Here is a 20,513-nt window from a genome sequence, read left to right as displayed (position 1 = left end):
GAACCACTCCGGGCCGCACGCTGGACGATCCCCGCGGCAGGCCCCTCCCCCGGGTCCTTATATCGGGCATACAGGCTTCTGTCGGGCTTCTCAGCCGGTCCTCAGACAGCTCTCATGAACGGCCCCGAGAGTCGGACCATGACGGACTTCCAGGAGCAGCAGCCGCAGCAGCCCCCCTACCCGCCGCACCCGCCGAGGCCGCCCTACGCCCCGGCGCAGCCGCCGGCGGGTGCCGAGCAGACCGCCACCCAGCCGATCGTCACCGACCCGCCCCACGCGACGTGGGAGCACGCCACCGCGCCGATCGTCACCGAGCCCGGCACCACCGTGTGGCCGTCCGGTGGGCACGTACCGCCGTCGGGTCCGCCCGTTCCGCCGGCCGCGGCCACGGGCGCCCCGGCCGGCGCCCCCGCCGGAGGCCCCGGCTCCCGGCGCCGCGCCAAGCGCGGGGTCGGCCTCATGGCCGCCGTGGCCATCACGGCCGCCGCGATCGGCGGCGGTACGGCGACACTGATCCAGCAGGCCACCGAGGACACCCCCGTCGCCGCCGCCTCGCACGTGAACGGCACCAACGTCTCCGCCGGCGACACCGGCACGGTCGCCGGCGTCGCCGCGGCCGTCTCCCCCTCGATCGTCGAGATCTCCGCGAGCTCCACCTCCGGCAAGTCCACCGGCTCGGGCGTGATCATCACCTCCGACGGCGAGATCGTCACCAACAACCACGTCGTCTCCGGCGCGTCCGAGATCACCGTGCAGCTCAGCAACGGCAAGTCCTACCGGGCCGCGGTCGTCGGCACCGACCCCGACAAGGACCTCGCCCTCATCAAGCTCCAGGGCGCCTCCGGCCTCAAGACCGCCACCCTCGGCGACTCGTCCAAGGTGCGGGTCGGCGACCAGGTCGTCGCGATCGGCTCCCCCGAGGGCCTGACCGGGACCGTCACCAGCGGCATCGTCTCCGCCCTCGACCGGGACGTGACCGTCGCCAAGGACGACGACGGCTCCGGCCGGGACCAGCAGCAGGGGCAGCAGCAGTACGACCCGCGGCAGGGCTGGCCGTTCGAGTTCGGCGGACAGCAGTTCAACGGCGACACCGGTTCGTCGAAGACCACGTACAAGGCGCTGCAGACCGACGCCTCGCTCAATCCGGGGAATTCCGGCGGCGCGTTGATCAATATGAACGGCGAGATCATCGGGATCAATTCGGCCATGTATTCGCCCAGCTCTTCGAATGGTTCGACGGCCGGCAGCGTCGGTCTCGGATTCGCCATCCCGGTCGACACCGTGAAGGCCGACCTGGACGGCCTGCGCGCGGGCGGCGGCAGCTGACCGGCGACGGGGCGGCGTGCGACGCTGAGCCCATGACCGCCCTGCGACACGAGCCCGAACGCATCCTCATCGTCGACGACGAGCCCGCCGTACGGGAGGCCCTGCGCCGCAGCCTCGCCTTCGAGGGGTACGGGACGCAGGACGCCGTGGACGGACTCGACGCGCTCTCCCGGATGGAGTCGTACGCCCCCGATCTCGTCGTCCTCGACGTCCAGATGCCCCGTATGGACGGGCTGACGGCGGCCCGCCGGATCAGGGCGTCCGGCTCGACCGTGCCGATCCTGATGCTCACCGCGCGCGACACCGTCGGCGACCGGGTCACCGGGCTCGACGCGGGCGCCGACGACTACCTCGTGAAGCCGTTCGAGCTGGACGAGCTGTTCGCCCGGATCAGGGCACTGCTGCGGCGCAGCTCGTACGCCTCCGCCACGGCCTCCGGACCGGCCGACGCAGACGTCCTGTCCTTCGAGGACCTGCGGATGGACCTGGCGACCCGCGAGGTCACCCGGGGCGGGCGGACGGTGGAGCTGACACGGACGGAGTTCACCCTCCTGGAGATGTTCCTGGCGCACCCGCGGCAGGTGCTGACCCGGGAGCAGATCCTCAAGGCCGTCTGGGGCTTCGACTTCGAACCGAGCTCCAACTCATTGGACGTGTACGTGATGTACCTGCGACGCAAGACCGAGGCGGGCGGCGAGCCGCGCCTCGTGCACACGGTGCGGGGCGTGGGATACGCGCTGCGCGGAGGGGGCGGGGAGTGAGAAGTCCCCTCGCCTGGTTCCGCTCCCGCCCGCTCCGCTCACGGCTCGCCCTCCTCACGGCGGTCGCCGTGGCGGTGGCCGTGGCCGCGGTGTCGCTCGCGTGCTGGTTCGTGACACGGGCGCAGCTGGAGAACGAGCTGGACTCCTCGCTGCGCGACACCCGGCTCACGGACGGGCAGGCGCGGATGCTGCTCGCCTCCTGCGCCCCGGGGGCCGAGGGCCGGCCGGTGCCCGCCGGGCCCGCGCAGACCCTGCAGATCGTCACCGCCACCGGCGAGCTCTGCACCCTCGGCACCTCCCCGATCCCCGCCCAGGGCGGGGACCTCGCGGTCGCACGGGGCGAGCAGCCGTTCGCGCTGCACACCACGAACGCCGCGAACGGCACGGAGATGCGGGTCTACTCGTATGCCGTGTCGATCGGCAATCAGCCGGTCGCGGTCTCGGTCGCCCGTCCGCTGTACGAGATCGACAACTCGATGTCCACCCTGCGCTGGGTGCTGCTCCTGGTCTCCGGGATCGGCGTCGTCGGTGCGGGCGCGGCCGGTCTGTGGGTGGCGCGGACGGGTCTGGAGCCGGTGAACCGGCTGACCGGCGCGGTCGAGCACGTGGCCGCGACCGAGGACCTGACCGTGCGGATCCCGGTCGAGGGCGAGGACGAGATCGCCCGGCTGTCGCGTTCGTTCAACGCGATGACGGCGGCGCTCGCGACGTCCAGGGACCGGCAGGCGCAGCTGATCGCGGACGCGGGCCACGAGCTCCGTACACCGCTGACCTCGCTGCGCACGAACGTCGAACTCCTCGCGCGCAGCGAGGAGACGGGCCGGGCGATCCCGCCGGACGACCGGCGGGCCCTGATGGCCTCGGTGAAGGCGCAGATGACGGAGCTGGCGGCGCTGATCGGTGACCTCCAGGAGCTGGCCCGCCCGGACGCGGCACAGCGGGGCCCCCTCGAAGTGGTCCCGCTCCACACGATCCTGCGGGCGGCCCTGGACCGGGCGCGGCTGCGCGGCCCCGGGCTGACCTTCGTGACCGACCTGGCTCCCTGGTACGTACGGGCGGAGGCGGCCGGCCTGGAGCGGGCCCTGATGAACGTCCTGGACAACGCGGTGAAGTTCTCGCCGCCCCGGGGCACGGTCGAGGTGACCCTGATGCGCGGTGAACTGACCGTCCGCGACGAGGGCCCGGGCATCGCCCCGGACGAGCTTCCGCACGTCTTCGACCGGTTCTGGCGCTCGCCGTCGGCCCGCAGCCTGCCGGGCTCGGGCCTGGGTCTCTCGATCGTGGCCCGCACGGTCCTCCACGCGGGCGGCACGATCGCACTGACCCCGGCGGAGGGCGGCGGCACCGTGGCGACGCTCCGGCTGCCGGGGGCGCCGACCCCGCCGCCGTCAGTTGTGGCGGATGAGGGACTCGACGAGGCCTGAGCGGGTGTTGGGGTAGTCGAGGACGGTGATGCCGAGGCCTTTCCAGGTGTTCGCCGTGCCGTCCAGGAAGCCGTGGACGCGGGGGTTGAGGTTGTCGGCGTTCCACCGCGGCGGCAGGGAGGCGGAGGTGCTGACGAAGTTGATGTACAGCTTGCCGGGCTGCTGGACGGCGGCACGGTAGTGGGCCTCGATCTTGGGGTACTTGGCGTTCGGCAGGGCGTTCCAGTCGTCCTGGAGGGCGATGGCGCCGCCGTCCCACCACTTGAGGCCGGGCAGGCCGCCGTTGTCGGCGATGAGGACGACCTTGCCGCGGGCCTCGCCCAGGGAGGGGACGGTGTCGCCGATGCGGAACAGCGAGCGCCAGCCCCGGTTGTCGAGGTAGTCGGTGAAGATCGCGCCGAAGGTGGCGTCGGAGTCCGAGGAGTACTCCTGCTTGACCCTCATCAGGACGGTCTCGGAGGGGTGGGCGGCCAGGAAGTCGCGGCAGGCGACGAGGACGTCGCCGAACATGATGTTCTGGAACGAGGCGCCGTGGTGGATGGCGAAGGAGCCGCCGGTGACCCGGCATCGGACATCGAGGAACCGGATGCCGGCGGCGAGCTGCTGCGCGATCGTGGTGTTCTGGCACTCGGACCAGAGGCCGCCGAAGCGGGCGCCGGAGTCGTGGGTGCCGGGGATGGTGAGCTTCTGGAGCGCGGTGGGGTCGCCGTGGCCGGCCATCCAGTCCTGGGTCGTGGCCGCCCGGGCGGAGGGGGCGCCGACCAGGAGGACGGCACCGGCTGCCGCGGCTCCCGCGAGAAAGCTTCTACGGTCCATGCGCGGAGTATGACGTGTACGCGTCAGCACGCGCCAGGGTGCCGCGCACGCGAAAGACGAGGGGGCGGTGGACCGTCGAACGGTCCACCGCCCCCTCGGACACGCGGAGTTACTTCACGACCGTGATCCGGCCCGTGGCCGGCGGGGCCAGCGGGGCGGTCGCGGTGGAGTGCGCCGCCAGGTAGGCGGTGAACAGGTCCAGGTCGGACGCGCCGACCAGCTTGTTCTTGTGCTCCTTCAGGACGGCGAAGCCGTCACCGCCACCGGCCAGGAACTCGTTCATCGCGACGCGGTAGGTCTTCGACGGGTCGATCGCCTCGCCGTTCAGCTTCACCGAGGACGTCACGATCCGGTCGGCGCCGGTCTTCGTCAGGTCGAGGGTGTAGGTGAAGCCCTTCGAGATCTGGAGGATCTTCGGGGCGGCCTGGTTCGCGCCGCTGACCTGCTGCTGGAGCGTGGTGATGAGCTGCGCGCCGGTCAGGTCGACCGCCGTCATCATGTTGGTGAACGGCTGGACGGTGTACGCCTCGCCGTAGGTCACCACACCGTCGCCCTCGACGCCGGACGCCTTGTGGACCAGCGGCGCGCGGACGCCGCCCGGGTTCATCAGGGCCAGCTGCGCGCCGCCCTTGTCGGCCGGGGCCATGCCCTCCAGCTGCGCGTCCGCGATCAGGTCGCCCAGCGGCTTCTCGTACACCGTCGCGTCGACGGGGTTGTCGATGTCGGCGGAGATGTAGCCGACGGGACGGCTCGCGATCGGCGCCGCCAGCGTGTTCCAGCGGGTGATCAGCCGGGTCATGTCCTTGGCCTTCGGCACGTCACGGGTGACGACGTGGTTCGCGGAGGCGACGGCGGTGCGGACGATGTCCTTCGTACGACGGTCGTAGGTGAGCGTCGTGTCGGTGTAGAGCCTGCCGAAGGATGCCGCCGAGGTGACCGTGCGCGGCTTGCCCGACGGGTCCGGGATCGTGCACGCGTACGCCTGGTGCGTGTGGCCGGTGACCAGGGCGTCGACCTGCGGGGTGACGTTCTTGGCGATCTCCACGATCGGGCCGGAGATGCCGGCGCCGGCGCCCGGGCTGTCACAGTCGTAGTTGTACGCGCCCGAGGCCGGCAGGCCGCCCTCGTGGAGCAGCGCGACGATCGACTTCACGCCCTTGCGCTCCAGCACCTTGGCGTACTTGTTGATCGTCTCGACCTCGTCGCCGAACTTCAGGCCCTTGATGCCCTCGGCGGAGACGATGTTCGCCGTGCCCTCCAGGGTCACGCCGATGAAGCCGATCTTGACCCCGTTGCGCTCCCAGATGAAGTACGGGTCGAGCAGCGGCTTGCCGCTCTTCTCGTTCGTCACGTTGGCGGCGAGGTAGGGGAAGTCCGCCCCACGGAACCGCTTGCCCTTCTCGAAGCAGCCGGCGGTGGGGTGACAGCCGCCGTTCTGGATCCGGGCCAGCTCCTTGGCGCCCTCGTCGAACTCGTGGTTGCCCACCGAGGTGACGTCGAGGTCCAGCCGGTTGAGCGCCTCGATGGTCGGCTCGTCGTGGAAGAGACCGGAGACCAGCGGGGAGGCGCCGATCATGTCGCCGGCGGCGGCGGTGATGGAGTACCGGTTGCCCTCACGGGCCTGGCGCAGGTGCGTGGCCAGGTACTCGACGCCGCCGACGTCGTTGACGGTCTCCGTCGTGCCGTCCTCCTTGAGGTGGGTGAGCCGGCCCGCCGAGCCGGTCGGCGGCTCCAGGTTGCCGTGCAGGTCGTTGAAGGAGAGCAGCTGGACGTCGACGTACCGCCCGTGGTTGCTGCCGCCCTTCGTCCCCGAGGCGCCGGCGGGCAGCGCGGCGACGAGCGCGCCCACGGTGGCGAGACCCGCACCGACGGCGAGTATCCGCGCGGCTGTCCTCTTCTTCTTCGGTGTCGCTGCCATCGCTCCCCTTGTCCCCGCGCCCGTTCCGGTGCGCCTCTCGACTGCTGACGTGCCAGCGAAGCCTAGAGTCAACGCGCGTAGCGCAACAGGGGGTAGCGGGTTACGAGACAGTTGCCGTCGCCTTTCCCCGGGGCGGCCGCACGTCACCGTAGGCTCGGGTCCATGACTTCCGACGCGGCGCCGGCCCTCGAACCCGGACGGCAGATCCACACCTACGACGAGCTCACGCCCGAGCAGATCCAGGACGTACTGGACCTGCTGGAGGCCGCGGACCAGGCCGACGGCGTGCACGCCGTCTCCGAGCAGGGCAGGCTCTATCTCCGGCACGGCGGCCGCGAGGGCGTGCGGCACTTCCTCCTCACCGTCGGCCCCCGTCTCTACGGCTACGCCCAGCTGGAGGAGACCGACCCCATCGAGGCCCCGGCCGCCGAACTCGTGGTCCACCCCGGCCACCGCGGCCGCGGTCACGGCCGGGCGCTCGGCACCGCCCTGCTCGCCGCCTCCGGCAAGCGGCTGCGCGTCTGGGCGCACGGCGGAAAGTCCGCGGCCCGGCACCTCGCCCAGGTCCTCGGCCTGACGCTGTTCCGCGAACTGCGCCAGCTCCGCCGCTCCCTGACCCCGCTCGACATCCCGGAGCCGGTGTTCCCCGAGGGCGTCACGGTCCGCACCTTCGTCCCCGGTCAGGACGACGCGGCCTGGCTGGCCGTCAACTCCGCGGCCTTCGCGCACCACCCCGAGCAGGGTTCCCTCACCCAGCGGGACCTGGACGACCGGACGGCGGAGCCCTGGTTCGACCCGAAGGGCTTCTTCCTCGCCGAGAAGGACGGCCGGCTCGTCGGCTTCCACTGGACGAAGACCCACGCCGAGGAGCAGCTCGGCGAGGTGTACGTCGTCGGCATCCTGCCCGACGCCCAGGGCGGCGGCCTCGGCAAGGCGCTCACGGCGACCGGCCTGAGGCACCTGGCGGCGCAGGGGCTGCCGACGGCGATGCTGTACGTGGACGCCGACAACACGGCGGCGGTGACGGTGTACGAGCGGCTGGGCTTCGTCACGCACGAGGTGGACCTGATGTACCGCACGGAGTCATAGCCTCGGAGTCCCGAACACAGCGGCCACAGGGGGCGGTTGACACCGCCCCCTGTTTTCCACCACCCTTTCACTACTTGATTAGTGAAAGGGTGGTGGAAAGGCATCGTGGTCGAGTACCGCATCGATCGGCGCAGTGGCGTCGCCACCTACCTCCAGATCGTCCAGCAGACGAAACAGGCCCTCCGGATGGGCCTCCTGGAGCCGGGCGACCGACTGCCCACCGCACGCGAGGTCGTCGAAACGACGGCCATCAACCCCAACACGGTCCTCAAGGCCTACCGGGAGCTCGAACGCGAAGGCCTCGTCGAGGCCCGCCGCGGCCTCGGCACCTTCGTCCGCGCCACGCTCGGCACCAACCCGGCCGACTCGCCCCTGCGCGGCGAACTCGCCGACTGGGCCCGCCGGGCCCGCACCGCCGGCCTGGACCGCGAAGACGTGGCAGCGCTCTTCACATCCGTACTGAAGGAACACTTCGAGGGGGACGACGCATGACGAGTGAAGGCATCGCGCTGAAGGCCGAAGGCCTCGGCCGACGGTACGGAGGAAGAGGACGGGCAGGAGGCGACGGCTGGGCCCTGCGGGACTGCGACCTCGCCCTCCCCGCCGGCCGCGTCTGCGCCCTCGTCGGGCCCAACGGCGCCGGCAAGTCCACCCTCCTCGCCCTCGCCGCCGGGCTCCTCCGCCCCACCGAGGGCACGGTCCAGGCCCCCGCCCGCGAACACCTCGCGTACGTCGCCCAGGACAAGCCGCTCCACCCCCGGCTCACCGTCGCCGACACCCTGCGCATGGGCCGCGAACTCAACCCCGGCCGCTGGGACGACGCCACCGCCCGGCGCGTCCTCGCCGACACGCTCGACCCCGAGGCCGTCGTACGGACCCTGTCCGGCGGCCGGCGCACCCGCGTCGCCCTCGCGCTCGCCCTCGGCAAACGGCCCGAACTCCTGCTCCTCGACGAGCCGATGGCCGACCTCGACCCGCTCGCCCGGCACCAGCTGATGGGCCTGCTCATGGCCGACGCCGCCGAACGCGGCACCACCGTCGTCATGTCCTCCCACATCCTCACCGAGCTGGAGGGCGCCTGCGACCACCTCCTGCTGCTCCACGGCGGCCGCATCCGCCTCGACGGCCCCGTCGACGAACTCATCGCCGCCCACACCCTGCTCACCGGCCCGGTCGCCGACCTCGCCCCGCACACGGTCGTCGAGGCCCGCACGACGGGCCGTCAACTCACCGCCCTGATCCGCCGCGAGGGCCCCCTCGAAGGCCCCTGGGAGACGAGAGACCCCTCCCTTGAGGACCTCCTCCTCGCCCACCTCCGCACCACCGAAGGAGCCCCGGCATGAGCACCCTCGCCCTGAAGGGCCCCTACTGGGTGACGGCCCGCCAGTACCGGCGCGCGCTGTGGCTGACGGCGGGACTCGTGGCCCTGACCCTCACCGTGATCGGCGGGCTGCGGATCTGGGACGCGCAGAACCGGGCCTCGGGGGACTTCCCGTACGAACACCGCCTCGGCTACGACATGCTGCGCGGCGCCATGGAGCAACTCTCCTACGGCATGATCGCGCTGCCCCTGCTCGTCGGCGCGTTCGTCGCGGGCCCGCTGATCGCCCGCGAGCTGGAGTCGGGCACGTACAAGCTCTCGCTCACCCAGTCGATCAGCCCGGCGGCCTGGCTGCGCTCCAAGCTCCTCACGGCGACCGCCGCCGCCCTCGGCGCCACACTCGCCCTGATCGCGGTCTACCGGCTCGGCTGGACCCGGGTCTCGGACTCCTGGGGCTTCCACTGGGCGGAACGCGGACCGTACGAGGCCACCGGCACCGTCGTCGTCGCCTACGTCCTGCTCGCCATCGGCATCGGCGCCCTCGTCGGCCAGCTCGTCCGCCGCACGCTTCTCGCCATGGCCGTGACCGGCGGAGCCGTCGGCCTGGTCCTGCTGATCCTCGGCTCGGTCCGCTGGACGTTCCTGCCGGTGGAGACCGTCACCGGACCGGCGCACCGGAGCACAGGCGCCCTCGGCGCACCCGCCGACGCCCTGGTCGTGGACCAAGGGCTGGTCCACGAATCCGGCCGGCGCATGTCCGGCTACTTCTGCTCCCCGGATCCGGCCCCCGGGACCGCCTGCCGCCCCGACGAGCCGTTCACCGGCCAGTACACCGACTACCACCCCGCGTCACACTTCTGGCCCACCCAGCTCATCGAGACCGGCATCCTCCTCGCGCTCGCCGCCCTCGCGCTCTTCGCCGCCTTCCGCGTCCTGCGCGCCCGGCACCCGTAGAGATCCACCGGCACCCCTGAAACACGCGAACGATCAAGGGACGGGGCCCGCACACGGCCCCGCCCCCGATTCCCGTACGACATGTCGTCGTTACCGGCCATTCAGACGCGCTTGCGACGCTCACGCAATGAAGCGCTCCGTGACGCCGCCCGGCCGGGCGGCCCTCCCCAAGGGGAGACTTCCCTCCCCCACGGCCCGCTCCGACGCGCCCGACCACCCCTTCGCGCGGAAGAATGGGGCCATGAGCCAGCAGCCCGCCGAGGTCCCGGTCCAGTCCTCCGCCACGCCGTCCGTCCCGTCGTCCGCCGGGCGGTCCGGCGACTCCATAGCCCCGCGCCGCGCGCAGGTGGTCAACGGTGCCGTCGTGACCGACATCGACCCGGATCTCGACGCCGACCCGGACACCTACGAGGACGACGGCCGGCTCGGCGACGAGCTGCCGCAGGGCCGCTTCCTCGACCGGGAGCGCAGCTGGCTCGCCTTCAACGAGCGCGTGCTCGAACTGGCCGAGGACCCCACCACCCCGCTCCTCGAACGGGCGAACTTCCTCGCGATCTTCGCGTCGAACCTCGACGAGTTCTTCATGGTCCGGGTCGCCGGCCTCAAGCGCCGCATCGCCACCGGCGTCGCCACCCGTTCCGCCTCCGGCCTCCAGCCCCGCGAGGTCCTGGACCTGATCTGGACGCGCTCGCGCGAGCTCATGGCCCGGCACGCCGCCTGCTTCCAGCAGGACGTGGCCCCCGCCCTGGCCGACGAGGGCATCCACCTGATCCGCTGGCCCGAGCTCACGGAGAAGGAGCAGGCGCGCCTCTTCACCCTGTTCCGGCAGCAGATCTTCCCGGTCCTCACCCCGCTGGCCGTGGACCCGGCCCACCCCTTCCCCTACATCTCGGGGCTCTCGCTCAACCTCGCCGTCGTCGTACGCAATCCGGTCAGCGGCCACCGGCACTTCGCGCGCGTCAAGGTGCCGCCCCTGCTGTCCCGCTTCCTGGAGGCCTCCCCGCAGCGCTACGTCCCTCTCGAGGACGTCATCGCGGCACACCTGGAGGAGCTGTTCCCCGGCATGGAGGTGCTCGCGCACCACATGTTCCGGGTCACCAGGAACGAGGACCTGGAGGTCGAGGAGGACGACACCGAGAACCTGCTCCAGGCCCTGGAGAAGGAACTCATGCGACGCCGCTTCGGCCCGCCGGTGCGCCTGGAGGTCGAGGAGTCCATCGACCCCTACGTCCTCGACCTGCTCGTCCGCGAGCTGAAGGTCTCCGACGCCGAGGTCTACCCGCTGCCCGGCCCGCTCGACCTCACCGGCCTCTTCGGGATCGCCGGCCAGGACCGGCCCGAGCTCAAGTTCCCCAAGTTCGTGGCCGGCACCCACCGCGACCTCGCCGAGGTCGAGTCCGCCTCCGCGCCCGACATCTTCGCGGCGCTGCGCGAGCGGGACGTCCTGCTCCACCACCCGTACGACTCCTTCTCCACGTCCGTACAGGCCTTCCTGGAGCAGGCGGCCGCCGACCCGGACGTCCTCGCGATCAAGCAGACGCTGTACCGGACCTCCGGCGACTCGCCGATAGTCGACGCCCTCATCGACGCCGCCGAGTCCGGCAAGCAGGTCCTCGTCCTCGTCGAGATCAAGGCCCGCTTCGACGAGCAGGCCAACATCAAGTGGGCACGCAAGCTGGAAGAGGCCGGCTGCCACGTCGTGTACGGCCTCGTCGGCCTCAAGACCCACTGCAAGCTGTCGCTCGTCGTACGCCAGGAGGGCGAGCTCCTGCGCCGCTACTCCCACGTCGGCACCGGCAACTACCACCCGAAGACGGCCCGCCTCTACGAGGACCTCGGCCTGCTGACCGCCGACCCGCAGGTCGGCGCGGACCTCTCGGACCTCTTCAACCGGCTCTCCGGCTACTCCCGCCGCGAGACGTACCGACGGCTGCTCACGGCCCCGAAGTCGCTGCGCGACGGCCTCGTCTCCCGGATCACCAAGGAGATCGCCCACCACCGCGCCGGCCGGCCCGCCTACGTACGGATCAAGGTCAACTCGCTGGTCGACGAGGCCGTCATCGACGCCTGCTACCAGGCCTCGCGGGCGGGCGTCCCGGTCGACATCTGGGTCCGCGGCATCTGCGCCGTACGCCCCGGGGTCACCGGCCTCTCGGAGAACATCCGGGTCCGTTCCATCCTCGGCCGCTTCCTGGAGCACTCCCGGATCTTCGCCTTCGGCAACGGCGGCGAACCCGAGGTGTGGTTCGGCAGCGCCGACATGATGCACCGCAACCTGGACCGCCGGATCGAGGCCCTCGTGCGGGTCTCGGACCCGGCGCACCGGGCAGCGCTCACCCGGCTCCTGGAGACCGGGATGTCCGACACCACCTCCTCCTGGCACCTCGGCCCCGACGGGAACTGGACGCGGCACGCGACCGACCCCGAGGGCCGACCGCTCCGGCACGTCCAGGAGATGCTCATCGACGCGCGGAGGCGCCGGCGTGCACAACCCTGACCAGTCGCAGGACGTCTCGGCGGGCGAGGTCCTGGCCCCCTACCTGCACGCCCGGGCCGCGGACTTCCTCCGCGGCCTCCGGCTCCACGGCGAGAGCGGATCGGACTCGGCCGGATCCGAGGAGGCGGCCCGCACCCTGCGCGCCGCCGCCCGCCGCATCGGCGGCACGCTCCACACCTTCCGGCCGCTGCTCGACACCGCCTGGGCCGACCAGCTGCGCACCGAGCTCGCCTGGCTCTCGGGCACCCTCGCCCTGGAACACGCCTGCACCTCGCGGCTGGTCCGCCTGGTGGACGCGCTGTCCCGCCTGTCGAACAGCAGCGGGATGAACGGCAACGGCCCCGTCCCCGCCGCCCGCGGCGGCGACACGGCCGGCCTCACCGTCGGCGCCGCCCGCGCGGGCGCCCTCCTGGAACGCCAGCTGACACTGGCCCGGACGCGCGCCCACTCCGCCTCGCTCCAGGCACTGGGCTCGGCCCGGTTCCACGCGGTCGCCGACGCCGTCGCACTCCTCGCCTCCGAGGTCCCGCTCGGCCCGGTGGGCAGCGCCCCGGCCGTCGAGGTCCTGGACAGTACGGCCGAGGTCGCTGAGCGGCGCCTCCTGGACTCGGTCGCCGCCCTGCCCCTGACCCGAGCGGCCCACCCGTACAACGCGGACGCCCTCGCGCTGGCCACCGGAGAGAGCCAGGACGCCCCCTGGCACCAGACACGGCTCCTGCTCCGGCTGCACCGCTACGCCACCGAGGCCCTGCACACCGGGGGCGAACCCGACGCCGTCCTGTTCGAGGCCGCCCGCGCCCTGGACCGGCACCGGGACGCCGCCGAAGCCGCGGCGGCCGCCGCCGCGGCCGCCCGCACCCCCCGCATCGCCCCCGCCACCGCGTACGCCCTGGGCGTCCTCCACGCCGACCAACGCCACGAGGTGGAAGCCTCCCGCTTCGCCTTCCAGAGGGCCTGGCACAGAACGACGGCGCCCGTCCCATGACCGGGGAGCGCCGGGATCATGTCCGGGCGGCCGGCTGCGTCCTGTGGCGCCCGGCGCTTTCCGGCCATGGCATCGAGATCGCGCTCGTCCACAGACCGAAGTACGACGACTGGTCCCATCCGAAAGGGAAACGGAAGCGGGGCGAGTCGGCGGAGGACTGCGCGCTGCGCGAGGTCGAGGAGGAGACGGGGCAGCAGTGCGCGCTCGGCCTCCGCCTGCCCACGGCCCGCTACACGGTGGACGGCCGCCCCAAAGAGGTCGAGTACTGGGCGGCCCGCGCCCTCGGGGGCGTCTTCACCCCGAGCCGGGAGGTCGACCGCGTCGTCTGGCTGCCGCCCTCGGCGGCCCGCCTCCGCCTCACCCAGCCGCGGGACCGCGAGCTTCTGAACGCCCTGACGGCGACGACCGCGGGCTGACCGCCGACGACCGGCCGGCCCTGCCGCGGCAAGCGTCCCCGCGCCACCCGCACCCGGCCTTACGGCACGGTTCACTTTCCGTTCACCCTGTTCGGTCGACCGCTTCACCTGTTCTGCCTAATTTCGGCCTTACACGGTGCACAGCGCTCCACGACGCACCGCCAACCGACACACGCCGCCGTAGAACGTTCAGGACACTCGGTCCGCGACAAGGCGGCTTCTGGAAGGAACACCCGAAAGTGAAGCTTTCGCGCAAGAACGGGCTTCGCGCCTCCGCGATCGGTGCCCTCGTCGTCTCCGGTGCGCTCGTCCTCTCGGCGTGTGGCTCGGACAACAACACGGAGACGCCGGCCAAGGAAGGCGGCACCAAGACCTCCGCCGCCGCCTCTAACATCGCCTGCGAGGGCGCCAAGGGCCAGCTCCTCGCCGCCGGCTCCAGCGCGCAGAAGAACGCGATGGACCTCTGGGTCAAGAACTTCCAGGCCGCGTGCTCCGGTGTCGAGATCAACTACCAGGCCATCGGCTCCGGCGGCGGCATCACCAAGTTCAACCAGGGCCAGGTCGCCTTCGCGGGCTCCGACTCCGCCCTGAAGGACGAAGAGGTCGCCGAGTCGGCGAAGATCTGCAAGACCGGCAAGGGCGTCAACCTGCCCATGGTCGGTGGCCCCATCGCCGTCGGCTACAAGCTGGACGGCGTGGACAACCTGGTCCTCGACGCCTCCACCATCGCCAAGATCTTCGACAACAAGATCACCAAGTGGAACGACCCGGCGATCGCCAAGCTGAACCCGGGCGCCAAGCTCCCCGACAGCACGATCCAGGCCTTCCACCGCTCGGACGAGTCGGGCACCACCCAGAACCTGGGCAAGTACCTCTCGACCGCGGCCGCCGCCGACTGGAAGCACGACCCGAAGTCGAAGTCGTGGCCCGCCCAGGGCGGCCAGGCCGCCAACGGCTCCTCCGGTGTCGCCACCGCGGTGAAGGACGCCGAGGGCTCCATCGGCTACTTCGAGCTCTCGTACGCCACCGCGAACAAGATCTCCACCGTCAGCATCAACACCGGTGCCGCCGCCCCGGTCGCCGCCTCCTCGGAGAACGCGTCCAAGGCCATCGCCGCCGCCAAGGTCAAGGGCACGGGCAGCGACGTCGCCCTCTCCCTCGACTACGCCACGAAGGCCGAGGGTGCCTACCCGATCGTCCTCGTCACCTACGAGATCGCCTGCGACAAGGGCAACAAGGCGGAGACCCTGCCGACCCTGAAGGCGTTCCTCAACTACACCGTGAGCGAGGAGGGCCAGAAGGTCCTCGCCGACGCCGGCTACGCCCCGCTCCCGGCCGAGATCGCCGCGAAGGTCCGCGCGATCGTCCCCACCCTGTCCTGACCCCCGGCCGGGTCCGGCCCCCCGCACCGGGGGGCCGGACCCGGCATCCGGTGCACCGCCGCCAGGAGCCCGTACACGCGTAGGGGCCCCGCAGACCGGAGAAGCAGATGGCTACCACCACACCAGACATAAACAGGAGCCGGAGCGCCAAGAGCGCGTCCCGCCCCGGGGACCGCATCTTCAGCGGTCTGTCGCGAGGCTCCGGCATCACCCTGCTCGTGATCATGGCCGCGATCGCCGGCTTCCTCACCTACCGCGCCGTCCTCGCGATCTCGAAGGACAGCACGAACTTCTTCACCACCTTCGAGTGGAACCCGGCGGGCGACCCGCCGGTCTTCGGCATCGCCGTCCTCGCCTTCGGCACGGTCGTCTCGTCGATCATCGCCATGGCCATCGCCGTGCCCGTCGCGATCGGCATCGCGCTCTTCATCTCGCACTACGCCCCGCGCAAGCTGGCCAAGCCGCTCGCGTACGTCGTCGACCTGCTCGCCGCCGTGCCCAGCATCATCTACGGCCTCTGGGGCGCGATCTTCCTCGTCCCGTACCTCGACGGCCTCAACAAGTGGCTCAACGAGTACTTCGGCTGGACGTACATCTTCGACAAGGCCAACGACGGCCCGGCCCGCAACCTCTTCACCGTGGGCATCCTGCTGGCGATCATGATCCTGCCGATCATCACCAACGTCACCCGTGAGGTCTTCCTCCAGGCCCCGAAGATGCACGAGGAAGCCGCCCTGGCCCTCGGCGCCACGCGCTGGGAGGTCATCCGCATGTCGGTGCTGCCCTTCGGCCGCTCCGGCATCATCTCCGCCTCCATGCTGGGCCTCGGCCGCGCACTCGGCGAGACCATGGCCGTCGCCGTGGTCCTCTCCCCCAGCTTCCTCATCTCGGGCCACCTTCTCGACCCGGGTGGCGGCACGTTCGCGCAGAACATCGCCGCCAAGTTCAACGAGGCCAACGAGTTCGGCCGGGACGCCCTGATCGCGTCCGGTCTCGTCCTCTTCGCCATCACTCTGCTGGTCAACGGCGCCGCCCGCTGGATCATCGGCCGCCGCAAGGAGTACTCGGGGGCAGCGGCATGAGCCACGCCATACAGGATCGTCCGGTCACGGCGGTCAAGCGCGCCAGTTCGCTCTCCAGCGCCCGTCTCCCCCGCTGGAGCCCGATCGCCATCGCCGCCGGCTCCATCGCCGCGGGCATCGGCATCGGCCTCGGCGCCGGCTGGCACAGCAGGGTCCAGTGGGGCATGATCGCCGCGCTGCTCTTCGTGCTCATCACGTACGCGCTCACCACCAAGGTCGAGGGCAGCCGCCAGGCCAAGGACCGCGTCGCCACCAGCCTCGTCTGGGTCTGCTTCGTCCTCGCCGTCATCCCGCTGCTCTCCCTGGCCTGGGTCACGATCAGCAAGGGCATGGACGTCCTCGACGGGTACTTCCTGAGCCACTCGATGAACGGCGTCCTCGACGCCGAGGCCGGCGGCGGTGTCTACCACGCGCTGCTCGGCACCATCGAGCAGGTCGCCATCGCGACCGTGATCGCGGCCCCGATCGGCCTCCTCACCGCCGTCTACCTCGTCGAGTACGGCGGCGGCAAGCTCGCCCAGGCGGTCACCTTCTTCGTCGACGTCATGACGGGCATCCCGTCGATCGTCGCCGGCCTCTTCATCCTCGCCACCTGGAACCTGATGCTGGGCTTCGGCCCCTCCGGTTTCGCCGGCGCGATGGCCCTCGCCATCCTGATGATGCCGGTCGTGGTCCGCTCCACCGAGGAGATGCTCAAGCTCGTCCCGAACGAGCTCCGCGAGGCCTCCCTCGCCCTCGGCATCCCCAAGTGGCGCACCATCCTGAAGGTGGTCCTCCCCACCGCGATCGGCGGCATCACCACGGGCGTCATGCTCGCGGTCGCCCGTATCACCGGTGAGACGGCCCCGATCCTGCTCCTCGTGTTCGGTACGAAGCTCATCAACCCGAACCCCTTCGAAGGCGCTCAGTCCTCCCTGCCGCTCTACGTGTACGAGCAGTACGCGGTCGGCACCGACGCAGCCGTGGCCCGCGCCTGGGGCGCCGCGCTCGTCCTGATCGCCTTCGTCATGATCCTCAACCTGGTGGCTCGCGGCATCGCCCGCTGGAAGGCCCCCAAGACCGGCCGCTGACGCGGTCACCCTGGAAGTGAATTGATATGGCCAAGCGAATCGACGTCAGCGGCCTCTCCGCCTACTACGGCGCCCACAAGGCGATCGACGACATCTCCATGACCGTCGAGCCCCGCTCCGTGACGGCCTTCATCGGACCGTCCGGCTGCGGCAAGTCCACCTTCCTGCGCACCCTGAACCGGATGCACGAGGTCACCCCCGGCGGCCGCGTCGAGGGCAAGGTGATGCTGGACGACGAGAACCTGTACGGCACCAACGTCGACCCGGTCGCCGTGCGCCGCACGGTCGGCATGGTCTTCCAGCGCCCGAACCCCTTCCCCACCATGTCGATCTTCGACAACGTGGCGGCGGGCCTGCGGCTCAACGGCAAGTACAAGAAGTCGCAGCTCAACGACATCGTCGAGAAGTCCCTCAAGGGCGCCAACCTCTGGAACGAGGTCAAGGACCGCCTGAACAAGCCGGGCTCCGGCCTCTCCGGCGGTCAGCAGCAGCGTCTGTGCATCGCCCGCGCCATCGCGGTCGAGCCCGACGTCCTGCTGATGGACGAGCCCTGCTCGGCCCTCGACCCGATCTCGACGCTGGCGATCGAGGACCTGATCGGCGAGCTGAAGGAGCGCTTCACGATCGTCATCGTGACGCACAACATGCAGCAGGCCGCCCGCGTCTCGGACCGTACGGCCTTCTTCAACCTGGCGGCCGTGGGCCAGCCCGGGAAGCTGATCGAGCTGGACGACACCGAGCGCATCTTCTCCAACCCGAGCGTCCAGGCGACCGAGGACTACATCTCCGGCCGCTTCGGATAGAGACTCGTCTGCGGTGCTGCATGGCGGTGCCACCGTAAGACGAAGGGCCCGGCTCCCCCACAGGGGAGCCGGGCCCGACCATTTCAAGCCACTCACCGGCCTCAGCCGAAGAAGAGCTGCACCACGTAGTAGCTGCCGGCGGCCACCAGCGCCGCCGCCGGCATCGTGATACTCCATCCCCCGGGGGACGACCCCCGGACCCCCGGCACGACGGCGGGAAGCCGCTCGTCAGCCGAAGAAGAGCTGCACCACGTAGTAGCTGCCGGCGGCCACCAGCGCCGCCGCGGGCATCGTGATGAACCAGCCGAGGATGATGTTCTTGGCGACACCCCACCGGACCGCGTTGACCCGCTTCGTCGCACCGACGCCCATGATCGCGGAGGTGATGACGTGCGTGGTCGAGATCGGCGCGTGGAAGAGGAACGCCGAGCCGAACATGATCGACGCACCCGTGGTCTCCGCCGCGAAACCCTGCGGCGGGTCCAGCTCGATGATCTTCCGGCCGAGCGTCCTCATGATGCGCCAGCCACCCGCGTACGTACCGAGCGAGAGCATCACGGCGCACGCGATCTTGACCCAGACCGGGATGTCGTCGCCGGCCGACTGCACGTCGGCGATGACGAGGGCCATCACGACGATGCCCATCGTCTTCTGCGCGTCCTGCAGACCGTGGCCGAGCGCCATGCCGGCCGCCGACACCGTCTGCGCGATACGGAAGCCGCGCTTGGCCTTGTGCGGATTGGCCTTGCGGAACATCCACATGATCGCGCACATCACCAGGTAACCGGCCACGAGGCCGACCACCGGCGAGATGAACATCGGGATGACGACCTTGTCGAGGACGCCGCCCCAGATGACCTCCGTACCGCCGGCGAGCGCTGCTCCCACCATGCCGCCGAAGAGGGCGTGCGAGGAGGAGGACGGCAGACCGAAGTACCAGGTCACCAGGTTCCAGATGATCGCGCCGACCAGCGCGGCGAAGAGGATGCCCATCCCCTTGTCGCCGTGCGGTGTCTCGATCAGGCCCTCGCTGACCGTCTTGGCGACCCCGCTGCCCATGAAGGCGCCGGCGAGGTTCATGACGGCGGCCATGGCCAGGGCCGCGCGGGGGGTCAGCGCACGCGTCGACACCGAGGTGGCGATGGCGTTGGCCGAGTCGTGGAAGCCGTTGGTATAGGTGAAGCCGAGCGCGACACCGATGGTCACGATCAGAGCAAAGGTGTCCACGAAGCCTCAGGACTCCTTGACCGCGATGGTCTCCACCGTGTTGGCCACGTGCTCGAACGCGTCGGCCGCCTCTTCCAGCACGTCGACGATCTGCTTGAGCTTCAGCACCTCGATGGCGTCGTACTTGCCGTTGAAGAGCGTCGCGAGCAGCTTGCGGTGGATCTGGTCCGCCTGGTTCTCCAGCCGGTTGACCTCGATCCAGTACTCGGTCAGGTTGGCCATCGTCCGCAGGTTCGGCATCGCCTCGGCGGTCAGCTCCGCCGCCCGCGCCAGCACCTCGATCTGCTGCTCGACACCCTTGGGGAGCTCCTCGACGTTGTAGAGGACGACCAGGTCGACGGCCTCCTCCATGAAGTCCATGATGTCGTCGAGGGAGGACGCGAGGTTGTAGATGTCCTCACGGTCGAAGGGCGTGATGAACGAGGAGTTCAGCTGGTGGAAGATGGCATGGGTCGCGTCGTCGCCGGCGTGCTCCGCTGCCCGCATCCGCTCCGCGATCTCGGCCCGGGCGGAAGGCTCCGCTCCGAGCAGTTCCATCAGGAGTTTCGAGCCCGTGACGATGTTGTCCGCGGACGCGGCGAACATGTCGTAGAAGCTCGTCTCCCTGGGGGTCAGACGAAATCGCACGTGAGGTCCTCGGGGTGCTGGGTTTCGGTCAGGCTGATGCTAGGCGCATCATCCGGCCACGGCTAACCGGCGTCTCTCAGTGTCGCCCATCAGGCACAGTGAACAGCACGGGCCCCCGCCCGGATCGGCGGGGATCGGTACCATATACCCACGAGGGGTATACACCCCCTTATTGGACAACGGGAGGACGCCATGACGACCACCGAGGCGGACCAGGTCACCCCCGAGGCCGTCGAGGCCGTCGGACCGGCCGACCACGAGCACGGCGTGCACGGCTACCACAAGCAGAAGGACGAGCACCTCAAGCGGCTCCGCCGCATCGAGGGCCAGATCCGCGGTCTCCAGCGGATGGTCGACGAGGACGTCTACTGCATCGACATACTCACGCAGGTCTCCGCCTCGACGAAGGCCCTCCAGTCGTTCGCCCTCCAGCTCCTCGAGGAGCACCTGCGGCACTGCGTCGCGGACGCGGCGGCCAAGGGCGGCGAGGGCATCGACGCCAAGGTCGAGGAGGCCACGAAGGCCATCGCCCGCATGATGCGGACCTGAGGCCTCCCTCCCGCTCCTCCCGTACGCGGTGACGAGCCGGGCCGTTCCGTCAGAGGTCCTCCACGGCCCGCTCCACCGCCACCCTCAGCACCTCGTCGATCCGGTCGGCGCTGAGCCGCTCCCCGTCCGCGGCCGAAGCGGCGATGATCAGTTCACCGCACAGTTCGATCTCGGCGAGGGCGACGCAGTCCGGGTCTGCGGTCACGGTTGCTGTACCGGGCGGGGCCACGCGCATCCACCTCTTCCTGCCGGCGTCGGTCTCCCAG

The 20,513-nt window shown here is 70.7% G+C and carries 20 protein-coding genes; 15 read left to right on the top strand and 5 right to left on the bottom strand.

Annotation, left to right across the window (positions count from 1 at the left end; translation table 11 throughout):
- Positions 1-138 precede the first annotated feature (138 nt).
- Genes OG392_RS19790 through OG392_RS19780 form a run of 3 tightly spaced genes read left to right on the top strand, consistent with a single transcriptional unit; the run spans position 139 to position 3,511 of the window.
- The gene (locus tag OG392_RS19790; protein ID WP_329281203.1) at positions 139-1,326 is read left to right on the top strand and encodes a S1C family serine protease; all 1,188 of its coding nucleotides are present in this window, start codon (positions 139-141) and stop codon (positions 1,324-1,326) included.
- Between the two features lie 32 nt (positions 1,327-1,358).
- Positions 1,359-2,087 (top strand): response regulator transcription factor, encoded by a 729-nt coding sequence (locus tag OG392_RS19785; protein ID WP_329281200.1) that lies wholly within the window; start codon positions 1,359-1,361, stop codon positions 2,085-2,087.
- The gene (locus tag OG392_RS19780) at positions 2,084-3,511 is read left to right on the top strand and encodes a sensor histidine kinase (RefSeq protein ID WP_329281198.1); all 1,428 of its coding nucleotides are present in this window, start codon (positions 2,084-2,086) and stop codon (positions 3,509-3,511) included. The genes OG392_RS19785 and OG392_RS19780 overlap by 4 nt, the downstream gene beginning before the upstream one ends.
- On the opposite strand, the gene OG392_RS19775 is transcribed toward OG392_RS19780, so the two are convergent.
- Positions 3,476-4,327 carry a phosphatidylinositol-specific phospholipase C gene (locus OG392_RS19775; protein ID WP_329281195.1) on the bottom strand — a complete coding sequence of 284 codons (852 nt, stop codon included), beginning with the start codon at positions 4,325-4,327 and terminating at the stop codon, positions 3,476-3,478. The two genes, OG392_RS19780 and OG392_RS19775, sit on opposite strands and share 36 nt — an antisense overlap.
- Positions 4,328-4,436: 109 nt before the next feature.
- Positions 4,437-6,245 (bottom strand): bifunctional metallophosphatase/5'-nucleotidase, encoded by a 1,809-nt coding sequence (locus OG392_RS19770; protein WP_329281192.1) that lies wholly within the window; start codon positions 6,243-6,245, stop codon positions 4,437-4,439.
- Positions 6,246-6,407: 162 nt separating this feature from the next.
- Here OG392_RS19770 and mshD point away from each other — a divergent pair, with 162 nt between their 5' ends.
- From mshD to pstB, 11 genes are all read left to right on the top strand, one after another.
- Positions 6,408-7,334 (top strand): mycothiol synthase, encoded by a 927-nt coding sequence (mshD, locus tag OG392_RS19765; protein ID WP_329281190.1) that lies wholly within the window; start codon positions 6,408-6,410, stop codon positions 7,332-7,334.
- Positions 7,335-7,439: 105 nt separating this feature from the next.
- Positions 7,440-7,826 carry a GntR family transcriptional regulator gene (locus OG392_RS19760; protein ID WP_329281188.1) on the top strand — a complete coding sequence of 129 codons (387 nt, stop codon included), beginning with the start codon at positions 7,440-7,442 and terminating at the stop codon, positions 7,824-7,826.
- The gene (locus tag OG392_RS19755; RefSeq protein ID WP_329281186.1) at positions 7,823-8,677 is read left to right on the top strand and encodes an ABC transporter ATP-binding protein; all 855 of its coding nucleotides are present in this window, start codon (positions 7,823-7,825) and stop codon (positions 8,675-8,677) included. The genes OG392_RS19760 and OG392_RS19755 overlap by 4 nt, the downstream gene beginning before the upstream one ends.
- Positions 8,674-9,609: an ABC transporter permease gene (locus OG392_RS19750; RefSeq protein WP_329281184.1), complete on the top strand. Its 936-nt coding sequence runs from the start codon at positions 8,674-8,676 to the stop codon at positions 9,607-9,609. The genes OG392_RS19755 and OG392_RS19750 overlap by 4 nt, the downstream gene beginning before the upstream one ends.
- Before the next feature lie 127 nt (positions 9,610-9,736).
- Positions 9,737-12,106, top strand: coding sequence for an RNA degradosome polyphosphate kinase (locus OG392_RS19745; protein ID WP_443054819.1), 2,370 nt, complete (start codon positions 9,737-9,739; stop codon positions 12,104-12,106).
- Positions 12,093-13,091: a CHAD domain-containing protein gene (locus OG392_RS19740; RefSeq protein WP_329281180.1), complete on the top strand. Its 999-nt coding sequence runs from the start codon at positions 12,093-12,095 to the stop codon at positions 13,089-13,091. The genes OG392_RS19745 and OG392_RS19740 overlap by 14 nt, the downstream gene beginning before the upstream one ends.
- Positions 13,088-13,507 (top strand): NUDIX hydrolase, encoded by a 420-nt coding sequence (locus tag OG392_RS19735; protein WP_329281178.1) that lies wholly within the window; start codon positions 13,088-13,090, stop codon positions 13,505-13,507. Before OG392_RS19740 ends, OG392_RS19735 begins: the two co-directional genes overlap by 4 nt.
- Positions 13,508-13,746: 239 nt before the next feature.
- Positions 13,747-14,889: a phosphate ABC transporter substrate-binding protein PstS gene (gene pstS / locus OG392_RS19730; RefSeq protein WP_329281176.1), complete on the top strand. Its 1,143-nt coding sequence runs from the start codon at positions 13,747-13,749 to the stop codon at positions 14,887-14,889.
- Between the two features lie 107 nt (positions 14,890-14,996).
- A complete protein-coding gene (pstC, locus tag OG392_RS19725) occupies positions 14,997-15,971 on the top strand; it encodes a phosphate ABC transporter permease subunit PstC (RefSeq protein ID WP_329281174.1) in 975 nt (324 codons plus the stop codon).
- Complete coding sequence (gene pstA, locus OG392_RS19720; protein WP_329281173.1) at positions 15,968-17,041, top strand: phosphate ABC transporter permease PstA; 1,074 nt, start codon at positions 15,968-15,970, stop codon at positions 17,039-17,041. The genes pstC and pstA overlap by 4 nt, the downstream gene beginning before the upstream one ends.
- Positions 17,042-17,067: 26 nt before the next feature.
- Positions 17,068-17,844: a phosphate ABC transporter ATP-binding protein PstB gene (gene pstB, locus OG392_RS19715; protein WP_121830846.1), complete on the top strand. Its 777-nt coding sequence runs from the start codon at positions 17,068-17,070 to the stop codon at positions 17,842-17,844.
- Positions 17,845-18,072: 228 nt separating this feature from the next.
- Here the strand turns inward: pstB and OG392_RS19710 are convergent, their stop codons facing one another.
- Both OG392_RS19710 and OG392_RS19705 read right to left on the bottom strand, forming a co-directional pair.
- Entirely contained in the window at positions 18,073-19,071 is a 999-nt protein-coding gene (locus tag OG392_RS19710) for an inorganic phosphate transporter (RefSeq protein WP_329281169.1), read from the bottom strand.
- Positions 19,072-19,077: 6 nt separating this feature from the next.
- Positions 19,078-19,698 (bottom strand): DUF47 domain-containing protein, encoded by a 621-nt coding sequence (locus OG392_RS19705; protein WP_015035093.1) that lies wholly within the window; start codon positions 19,696-19,698, stop codon positions 19,078-19,080.
- Positions 19,699-19,890: 192 nt separating this feature from the next.
- On the opposite strand from OG392_RS19705, the gene OG392_RS19700 reads away from it, so the two are divergent.
- Positions 19,891-20,247 carry a metal-sensitive transcriptional regulator gene (locus tag OG392_RS19700; protein ID WP_148003210.1) on the top strand — a complete coding sequence of 119 codons (357 nt, stop codon included), beginning with the start codon at positions 19,891-19,893 and terminating at the stop codon, positions 20,245-20,247.
- A 49-nt stretch (positions 20,248-20,296) separates the two neighbouring features.
- Here the strand turns inward: OG392_RS19700 and OG392_RS19695 are convergent, their stop codons facing one another.
- The gene (locus tag OG392_RS19695) at positions 20,297-20,482 is read right to left on the bottom strand and encodes a hypothetical protein (protein ID WP_030323327.1); all 186 of its coding nucleotides are present in this window, start codon (positions 20,480-20,482) and stop codon (positions 20,297-20,299) included.
- Positions 20,483-20,513: the final 31 nt, after the last annotated feature.

The organism is Streptomyces sp. NBC_00691, assembly GCF_036226665.1.
In the GTDB taxonomy this organism is placed as follows: Bacteria; Actinomycetota; Actinomycetes; order Streptomycetales; family Streptomycetaceae; genus Streptomyces.
Note: the sequence above shows the minus strand (reverse complement) of the source record. Positions and strands in the feature narration are given on the sequence as shown.

Coding starts and splice junctions, on each gene's coding strand:
- OG392_RS19790 (WP_329281203.1), top strand. CDS start 139: ATGACGGACTTCCAGGAGCAGCAGCCGCAGCAGCCCCCCTACCCGCCG.
- OG392_RS19785 (WP_329281200.1), top strand. CDS start 1,359: ATGACCGCCCTGCGACACGAGCCCGAACGCATCCTCATCGTCGACGAC.
- OG392_RS19775 (WP_329281195.1), bottom strand. CDS start 4,327: ATGGACCGTAGAAGCTTTCTCGCGGGAGCCGCGGCAGCCGGTGCCGTC.
- OG392_RS19770 (WP_329281192.1), bottom strand. CDS start 6,245: ATGGCAGCGACACCGAAGAAGAAGAGGACAGCCGCGCGGATACTCGCC.
- mshD (WP_329281190.1), top strand. CDS start 6,408: ATGACTTCCGACGCGGCGCCGGCCCTCGAACCCGGACGGCAGATCCAC.
- OG392_RS19755 (WP_329281186.1), top strand. CDS start 7,823: ATGACGAGTGAAGGCATCGCGCTGAAGGCCGAAGGCCTCGGCCGACGG.
- OG392_RS19750 (WP_329281184.1), top strand. CDS start 8,674: ATGAGCACCCTCGCCCTGAAGGGCCCCTACTGGGTGACGGCCCGCCAG.
- OG392_RS19745 (WP_443054819.1), top strand. CDS start 9,737: ATGAAGCGCTCCGTGACGCCGCCCGGCCGGGCGGCCCTCCCCAAGGGG.
- OG392_RS19735 (WP_329281178.1), top strand. CDS start 13,088: ATGACCGGGGAGCGCCGGGATCATGTCCGGGCGGCCGGCTGCGTCCTG.
- pstC (WP_329281174.1), top strand. CDS start 14,997: ATGGCTACCACCACACCAGACATAAACAGGAGCCGGAGCGCCAAGAGC.
- pstA (WP_329281173.1), top strand. CDS start 15,968: ATGAGCCACGCCATACAGGATCGTCCGGTCACGGCGGTCAAGCGCGCC.
- pstB (WP_121830846.1), top strand. CDS start 17,068: ATGGCCAAGCGAATCGACGTCAGCGGCCTCTCCGCCTACTACGGCGCC.
- OG392_RS19700 (WP_148003210.1), top strand. CDS start 19,891: ATGACGACCACCGAGGCGGACCAGGTCACCCCCGAGGCCGTCGAGGCC.
- OG392_RS19695 (WP_030323327.1), bottom strand. CDS start 20,482: ATGCGCGTGGCCCCGCCCGGTACAGCAACCGTGACCGCAGACCCGGAC.